7 protein-coding genes are annotated in these 7,976 nt (G+C 74.4%); 2 read left to right on the forward strand and 5 right to left on the reverse strand.

Annotated elements, in window-relative coordinates:
* From ATM99_RS19720 to ATM99_RS13490, 5 genes are all read right to left on the reverse strand, one after another.
* The coding region (locus ATM99_RS19720) for a hypothetical protein (RefSeq protein WP_223305078.1) at nt 1-186 on the reverse strand (186 nt) is incomplete at its 3' end.
* Nucleotides 183-1,622, reverse strand: a complete 1,440-nt coding sequence (locus ATM99_RS13475) for an MFS transporter (protein WP_062103396.1) — start codon at nt 1,620-1,622, stop codon at nt 183-185. The genes ATM99_RS19720 and ATM99_RS13475, both read right to left, overlap by 4 nt.
* An 87-nt stretch (nt 1,623-1,709) precedes the next feature.
* Nucleotides 1,710-2,513 carry a coenzyme F420-0:L-glutamate ligase gene (locus tag ATM99_RS13480; RefSeq protein ID WP_062103397.1) on the reverse strand — a complete coding sequence of 268 codons (804 nt, stop codon included), beginning with the start codon at nt 2,511-2,513 and terminating at the stop codon, nt 1,710-1,712.
* Entirely contained in the window at nt 2,510-3,526 is a 1,017-nt protein-coding gene (locus tag ATM99_RS13485; RefSeq protein WP_062103398.1) for a TIGR03557 family F420-dependent LLM class oxidoreductase, read from the reverse strand. Before ATM99_RS13485 ends, ATM99_RS13480 begins: the two co-directional genes overlap by 4 nt.
* Nucleotides 3,527-3,639: 113 nt before the next feature.
* Nucleotides 3,640-4,251, reverse strand: a complete 612-nt coding sequence (locus ATM99_RS13490; RefSeq protein ID WP_062103401.1) for a hypothetical protein — start codon at nt 4,249-4,251, stop codon at nt 3,640-3,642.
* Nucleotides 4,252-4,350: 99 nt separating this feature from the next.
* On the opposite strand from ATM99_RS13490, the gene valS reads away from it, so the two are divergent.
* Nucleotides 4,351-7,011, forward strand: a complete 2,661-nt coding sequence (valS, locus tag ATM99_RS13495) for a valine--tRNA ligase (protein WP_062103399.1) — start codon at nt 4,351-4,353, stop codon at nt 7,009-7,011.
* Nucleotides 7,012-7,144: 133 nt separating this feature from the next.
* A complete protein-coding gene (locus ATM99_RS13500) occupies nt 7,145-7,945 on the forward strand; it encodes a basic amino acid ABC transporter substrate-binding protein (RefSeq protein ID WP_062103400.1) in 801 nt (266 codons plus the stop codon).
* The last annotated feature ends 31 nt before the right edge of the window (nt 7,946-7,976 follow it).

Below are 7,976 nucleotides of genomic sequence, written 5' to 3' on the forward strand. Positions count from 1 at the left end.
GTCGGGCCGCGCGCCGACGACGTTCGCGGCGTCGACGAGCAGGACGACGTCCCGCACCGGCACCGGCCCACCGTCTCCGGCGGCGTCGCCCCCGGCCGTGTCGGGTCCCGCCGCGTCGCCCCCGGCGGTGTCGGGTCCCGCCGCGTCGCCTCCCGCCACGTCCGGCCCGACCGCGTCGGCGGTCACGACGCCGGACGGTCCGCGCCGGCCCGCGCCCGGCGCGCCGAGCGCACCAGGTCGGCGATGCCGATCACGAGCGCGACCGCCACGAGCGCGACCGTCGCCCGCAGGCCGTGCGCGGCACCGACGGCCGCGTCACCCCCGGCGGCACCCGCGAAGTACAGGCTCCCGACGACCGCGATCCCGGTCGCCGCGCCCAGCCGCTGCCCCGTCTGCAGCACGCCGCCCGCGGCACCGGCCTGCTCGACGGGCACCTGCGAGAGCGTCACGGTCTGGTTCGGCGCGATCACCAGGCCCGAGCCGACGCCCGCGACGAGCAGCGGCGCCGCGATCCACCACGCGATGCCCGGCGACACGCCCCGCACGGCCAGCAGCACGTCGGTCGCCGTCACCCCGACGAGCACGAGCACGAGCCCCGCGACGACGACGTGCCGCCCGCGGCTGCCGACCAGCCGCCCGCCGACGGCCGACGAGACGGCCGAGCCGAGCGCGAACGGCGTGATCGCGGCGCCCGCCTCGAGCGGCGAGTAGCCCGCCCCGTTCTGCAGGAAGAGCGCGAGGACGAAGAAGATCGCCGTGAACCCCGAGAAGTACGTGAGCGCGAGGAGCGCGCCCGGGCTGAAGCCGGGCCGGCGGAACAGCGACGGCTGCACCATGGGCGTCCGACCGCGTGCCGTCACGCGGTGCTCCCACGCCACGAACGCGACCAGCGCGACGACCCCCGCGGCCGCGAGCGCGAGGTCGCCGGGCGCCCAGGCGCGCGACACGGTCGGCCACAGCACGCCGACCACGCCGACGCCCAGCAGGACGGCGCCGACCACGTCGAGGTCGGCCGCACGCTCGCGCCGCCCGGGCGGGTCGAGGTAACGCAGCGCGAGGACCACCGCGAGCACCGCGACCGGCAGGTTGACGAGGAACACCCACCGCCAGCCCTGCTCGGGCCCGGCGACCGCGAGGATCACGCCCCCGAGCAGCGGACCGACGGCGGTCGAGATGCCGATGGTCGTGCCGAGCCGCCCGAACGCGCGCCCGCGCTCGGCGCCGCGGAACAGCTGCTGGATGAGCCCGGACACCTGCGGGTTGACGATGCCGCCGCCCACGCCCTGCACGAGCCGCGCGACGACCAGCCACGTGCCGTCCTGCGCGGTGCCGGCCAGCAGGCTGCCGAGCGCGAACACGCCGATCCCGGCGATGAGGACGTCGCGCCGCCCGAACGCGTCGCCGAGCCGGCCCGCGCCGACGAGCACGAGCCCGAACGCGAGCGCGTACCCCGACACGACCCACTGCAGCGCGGCCTCGGACGCACCGAGCGCCTCACGCACCGACGGCAGCGCGACGTTGACGATGCTCACGTCGAGCAGGGTCATGAACCCCACCGCGAGGCACACGGACAGCGCGCGCCACCGGCGCGGGTCGGGCTGGTACGTGTCGTCGGCGCTCACGTCGGCGAATCTACGGGCGCGGGCGCACGTCGGCGCGTCGGCCCGGGCGGCGACGCCGGCGCCGTCGTACGCGGGCCCGCGCGGGCCTCAGCGCGCGGCGCCGGGCGCGCCGTCGCCCGCGAGCGCGTCCTTCCAGCCCTGCGCGTAGGCCTCGGCCGAGCCCTGGTGGAACATGTCGTCGGGTCCGGTGCGGACGAGGACGCGAGCCCCCGGCCCGTCGTCGTCGGTCACGAGGTGCCCGACACCGCGCACGACGGCGACGGGGCGCCCGGACGCCTTGCCCTTGACGAGCTCGGCCGCGCTCGCGACCTCGTCGGCCACCGCCGCCACGGTCATGGTGAGCGCGCGCCCGAACGTGTCGACCTGCCCGCGCAGGTCGTCGAGCACCTGCACGCCGGCCGCGCCGATCGTGAGGTCGGTGACGCCCTGCCGCCAGGGCCGACCCGCGGTGTCGGTCACGAGCACGCCGACGCGCACGCCGAACGCCGCCCGCAGCCCCGCGCGCAGCGCGCGGGCCGACGCGTCGGGGTCGACCGGCAGCAGCAGCACGGTGCCCTCGGGCGTGTTGGACGCGTCGACGCCCGCGGCGGCCATGACGAGGCCGAGCCGGTTCTCGACGATGCGCGTCACGCCACCGGGGTGCTCACGCGTCGCGACGACGCGCACGGTCTCGTCGGTGATGGCCTGCTCACGGTCGTCGGCGGCGACCACGCGACCCTCCGCCTTGGAGACGACCTTGCTGGTGACGACCACGACGTCGCCGTCCACGAGCGCGTGCGACGGCTCGGGGTCGGCGCGCAGGGCGGCGACGACGAGCGCGACGAGGTCGTCGCCCGGGACCACCTCGGGGAGGCCGTCGGGCGCCCAGGCGCGCAGCTCGTGCGCGGTCACCGGCTCAGCTTCGGCAGCACGTCGCGACCGAAGACCTCGATCCACTCGCGCTGGTTGCGGCCCACGTTGTGCAGGTAGATGCGGTCGAACCCGAGGTCGACGTACTTCTGGATCTCGGCGCGGTGCACGTCGGGGTCCGACGAGATGACCATGCGTCCCTCGAAGTCCTCGGGGCGCACGAGCTTGGCCATCTGCTCGAAGTCGAACGGCGAGCGGATGTCGGCCTTGGGGAACTTCATGCCGCCGTTGGGCCACTCGTGCATCGCGTTCGCGAGCGCCTCCTCGTCGGTCGGCGCCCACGACAGGTGCAGCTGCAGCACCTTGGGCATGGCGTCGGGGTCCTTGCCCGCCTCGCGCGCGCCTTCGGCGAACTTGCCGAACAGGCCGGTGATCTTCTCGAGCGGCGCACCGACCGTGATGATGCCGTCGGCGTGGCGGCCCGTGCGCTTGGCGGTCACGGGCCCCGCGGTCGCGACGAGGATCTCGGGCGCGACCTCCGGCATGGTCCACAGGCGCGTCGACTCGAGCTTGTAGAACGGCCCGGCGTGCTTGACGTCCTTGCCCGCGAGCGACGCCGAGAACAGCTTCTTGATGATGTCGATGGCCTCGAACATGCGGTTGATGCGCTCGGGGGCCTCGGGCCAGTACCCGGCCACGACGTGCTCGTTGAGCGCCTCGCCCGAGCCGAGGCCCAGCCAGTGCCGCCCGGGGTACATCGCGGCGAGCGTCGCGGACGCCTGCGCGACCATCGCCGGGTGCCACCGGAACGTGGGCGCGGTGACGCCCGGGCCCAGGTCACCCGTGGTCCGCTCGCCGACGGCGGTCAGCACGTTCCACACGAACGACGACTGGCCCTGCGCGGGCACCCACGGTGCGAAGTGGTCGGCGGCCATGACGCCCGAGAACCCGTGCTGCTCGGCGTACTCCGACAGCTCGACCGCCTCGCGGGGGTGGAACTGCTCGAGCATCGCCGCGTACCCGACCGTCAGACCTGCCACGTCGTGCGCCTCCATGCCGTTCGTCGCCGTTCTCACCGTGCTCGACCGTGCTCGACCGTGCGTCGGATGCCCGCCCGGCCCTCGTCGAGCCTAGTCGCGCGCGTGAGGACGGCAGGGTGCGCGCACGATCACCGCAGGACCAGCGCGGGGTGGCGCGGGTCGTCGACGCGCACGACGACGTCGGCGACGTCCTGCGGCGCGACCTCCTGCTCGTAGCGCGCGAACGCGGGCAGCTGCCACGCGTCGTCGCCGAGGCGGCGCGCGAGCGTCGCGGGCCGGGCCGTGAGGTGCACGGTCAGGTCGGCGTCGAGCCACCGGCCCAGCAGCAGCTCGCCGTCGACGAGCAGCACGGCACCCTCGGGCGCGCGCTGCCGGTCGGCGCGCGTCGCGCGGTCGCGCGCGGCGTCCCACAGCGACGGCAGCCACGTGCCGTCGACGGCGAACGGGTCGAGCACCTCGCGCGCGAGCGCCCCCGCGTCGAGCCGGTCCTCGAGGTACGCGTCGGGGTCGCGGCGGCCGTGCTCGAACCGCAGCGACGCGGGCCGCAGGAAGTCGTCGGCGTGCACGCGCACGACGGCGCGCCCGGCCGCGCGCAGGGGGTCGACGAGCGCGTCGGCGAGGTCGGCGGGTCGCAGGGGCGCGGCGCCGTCGACGAGCACGCGCCGACGCCCGGGCACCGCGACGACCGCGTCGAGGACGTGCCGGACCACCGCGTCGGGGCTGAGGGGTCGCACGCGCACGGCGCCCACCCCATCACGCCGCGGCCCGCCCCGCGTGGCGTCGGCGCCCGGCCGGGCGCGTGCGCGACGGCGGGTGACGATCTGGGAGGATGTGTGCCCATGAGCGACCTGACCTCCCGTCCCGACGTCCCGACGGCCGCACGCGACGCCCGCCAGGTACCGGACAAGGTCACGGTCGACGGTCTCGAGGACCGCTGGTCGGGCGCCTGGAGCGAGGCCGGCACGTACGCGTTCGACCGCACGGCGACGCGCGAGCAGGTGTACTCGATCGACACGCCGCCGCCCACGGTGTCCGGCTCGCTGCACGTCGGCCACGTGTTCTCGTACACGCACACCGACGTCGTGGCGCGGTTCTGGCGCATGCGCGGGCGCGAGGTGTTCTACCCGATGGGCTGGGACGACAACGGCCTGCCCACCGAGCGCCGCGTGCAGAACTACTACGGCGTGCGCTGCGACCCGTCGCTGCCGTACGTCGAGGGCTTCGAGCCGCCGCACGAGGGCACCGACGGCAAGGCCGTCAAGCCCGGCGACCAGGTGCCGGTGTCGCGCCGCAACTTCATCGAGCTGTGCGAGCGGCTGTCCGCGCAGGACGAGCTGCAGTTCGAGGCGCTGTGGCGCCGGCTGGGCCTGTCGGTCGACTGGTCGATGACCTACCAGACCATCGGCGCCACGGCCCGCGCGGTCTCGCAGCGCGCGTTCCTGCGCAACCTCGAGCGCGGCGAGGCGTACCAGGCCGAGGCGCCGGGCCTGTGGGACGTGACGTTCCAGACGGCGGTCGCGCAGGCCGAGCTCGAGGCGCGCGACTACCCCGGTGCGTTCCACAAGGTCGCGTTCCACCGACCCGACGGCGAGGCCGTCGTCATCGAGACGACGCGTCCCGAGCTGCTGCCCGCGTGCGTCGCGCTCATCGCGCACCCCGACGACGAGCGCTACCAGCACCTGTTCGGCACGACCGTGACGTCGCCGCTGTTCGGTGTCGAGGTGCCCGTGCTGGCGCACCCCGCGGCCGAGCCCGACAAGGGCGCGGGCATCGCGATGTGCTGCACGTTCGGCGACCTCACCGACGTGCAGTGGTGGCGCGAGCTGCGCCTGCCGACGCGCTCGGTGGTGGGCCGCGACGGCCGCGTGCTGCGCGAGACGCCGGACTGGATCACGTCGGAGGCCGGCCGCGCGACGTACGGCGAGCTCGCGGGCAAGACGACGTTCAGCGCGCGCGAGGCCGTCGTCGCCGGGCTGCGCGCGTCGGGCGACCTGCTCGGCGAGCCGGTCGCGACGCAGCGCAAGGCGAACTTCTACGAGAAGGGCGACAAGCCCCTCGAGATCGTCACGAGCCGCCAGTGGTACCTGCGCAACGGCGGCCGCGACGAGGAGCTGCGCGACGCGCTGCTCGCGCGCGGCGGCGAGCTCGCGTTCCACCCGGACTTCATGCGCGTGCGCTACGACAACTGGGTCGGCGGCCTCAACGGCGACTGGCTCGTGTCGCGGCAGCGGTTCTTCGGCGTGCCGTTCCCGGTCTGGTACCCGCTCGACGAGCAGGGCGAGCCGCGCTACGACGCCCCGATCGTGCCCGACGAGGCCGCGCTGCCGGTCGACCCGACGAGCCACGTGCCCCCGGGCTACACCGAGGCGCAGCGCGGGAAGGCCGGCGGGTTCGTCGCCGACCCCGACGTCATGGACACGTGGGCGACGTCGTCGCTGACGCCGCAGATCGTGTGCGGCTGGCTCGACGACCCCGACCTGTTCGCCCGCACGTTCCCGATGGACCTGCGCCCGCAGGGCCAGGACATCATCCGCACGTGGCTGTTCTCGACGGTCGTGCGCGCGCACCTCGAGAACGGGTCGCTGCCGTGGTCGCACGCCGCGATCAGCGGCTGGATCCTCGACCCGGACCGCAAGAAGATGAGCAAGTCCAAGGGCAACGTCGTGACGCCCATGGGCCTGCTCGAGGAGCACGGCTCGGACGCGGTGCGCTACTGGGCGGCGAGCGCGCGCCTGGGCACGGACGCGGCGTTCGAGGTCGGGCAGATGAAGATCGGCCGCCGCCTGGCCATCAAGATCCTCAACGCGAGCAAGTTCGTGCTGTCGTTCGGCCCGGCCGACGAGCCGGTGTCGCTCGACGCGTCGCTCGTGACGCAGCCCCTGGACCGCGCGATGCTCGCGGGGCTGGCCGAGGTCGTCGACCAGGCGACCGCGGCGCTCGAGGCGTACGACCACACGCGTGCGCTCGAGCTGTCGGAGACGTTCTTCTGGACGTTCTGCGACGACTACCTCGAGCTCGTCAAGGACCGCGCGTACGGTGCGGGGGCCTCGGCGGCGGACGTGACGGAGGCCACGGCCTCGGCGCGTGCCGCGCTGGGGCTCGCGCTCGACACGCTGCTGCGGCTGTTCGCCCCGGTGCTGCCGTTCGCGACCGAGGAGGTCTGGTCGTGGTGGCGCGAGGGCACGGTGCACCGCGCGCCGTGGCCGACGAGCGACGCGCTGCGCGCCGCGGCGGACGGCACGGACCCGGGTCTCGTCGCGGGCGCAGGGGCCGCGCTGGCTGCGCTGCGCAAGGTGAAGTCCGAGGCCAAGGTCTCGATGCGCACGCCCCTCGAGCACGCGGTGCTCGACGTGCCGGCCGCTCTGCGCGCCGGCGTCGAGGCCGCGATCGACGACGTCCGCAACGCGGGCCGCGCGACCGGGACCCTCGAGGTCGCGACGAGCGAGGGCGAGACGGTCGTCGCACGCGACGCGCGCCTCGGCGAGGCCGCCCCGCGCTGATCGCCCGTCCTGCGGGGCGCGTGCCGAGGCGGCGCGCGCCCCGCAGGACCGAGGTCCCTGGCGACGACGCAGCGGATAGGAATGATGAGTGCCGTATAGTTATGCGCGCTCTGCCCCGCTCGGAAGGACCATCATGCGTCACACCCTGCCTCTCGGCGCGCTCGCCGCCGCCACCCTGCTCGTCCTGACCGCGTGCGCCTCCGACGGCGGCAGCGCCCCGTCGGGCGAGGCGTCCGGCAGCTCCGAGATCACGCTCGTCAAGGACGGCGTGCTGACCGTCTGCTCGAACCCGCCGTTCGAGCCCTTCGAGTTCGAGGACGCCAGCGGCGAGATCGTCGGCCTCGACATCGACCTCAACCGCGAGGTCGCGAAGGACCTGGGCGTCGACGTCCAGGTCGTCGCGACGCCGTTCGACACGATCCAGTCCGGCGCCGCGCTGAACACCGGCGCGTGCGACGTCGTCGCCTCCGGCATCACGATCAACGAGGACCGCGCCAAGAAGTTCGACTTCTCGGAGCCGTACTTCGACGCCGACCAGGGCCTGCTGGTGCCGGCCGGGTCGGACCTCAAGGACGTCGAGGACCTCGCCGGCAAGAAGGTCGCCGTCCAGATGTCGACCACCGGTGAGACGTGGGCGCAGGAGAACGAGCTGACCACCGTGCAGTTCGAGGACCTCGGCCTGCAGATCAAGGCGCTCGAGACCGGTCAGGTCGACGCGGTCGTCAACGACATCGCCGTGCTCGGCGCCTACACGTCCGAGGGCTACGAGGTCGCCAACACGTTCCCGACCGGCGAGCAGTACGGCCTCGGCGTCAAGAAGGGCAACACCGCGCTGCTCGACGCCGTGAACGCGACGCTCGACCGCATCCACGAGGACGGCACGTACGACGCGATCTACACCGAGCGCGTCGGCACGGCACCCGTCAGCAAGTGACGTCCGGTGCGGGGTCGGCCCCGGCCGACCC

It is taken from the genome of Cellulomonas sp. B6, from assembly GCF_001462455.1.
GTDB lineage: Bacteria > Actinomycetota > Actinomycetes > Actinomycetales > Cellulomonadaceae > Cellulomonas.

Excerpts from the sequence above, each read along its gene's own strand:
- ATM99_RS13485 (WP_062103398.1), bottom strand. The coding sequence starts at position 3,526 with ATGGAGGCGCACGACGTGGCAGGTCTGACGGTCGGGTACGCGGCGATG.
- valS (WP_062103399.1), top strand. The coding sequence starts at position 4,351 with ATGAGCGACCTGACCTCCCGTCCCGACGTCCCGACGGCCGCACGCGAC.
- ATM99_RS13500 (WP_062103400.1), top strand. The coding sequence starts at position 7,145 with ATGCGTCACACCCTGCCTCTCGGCGCGCTCGCCGCCGCCACCCTGCTC.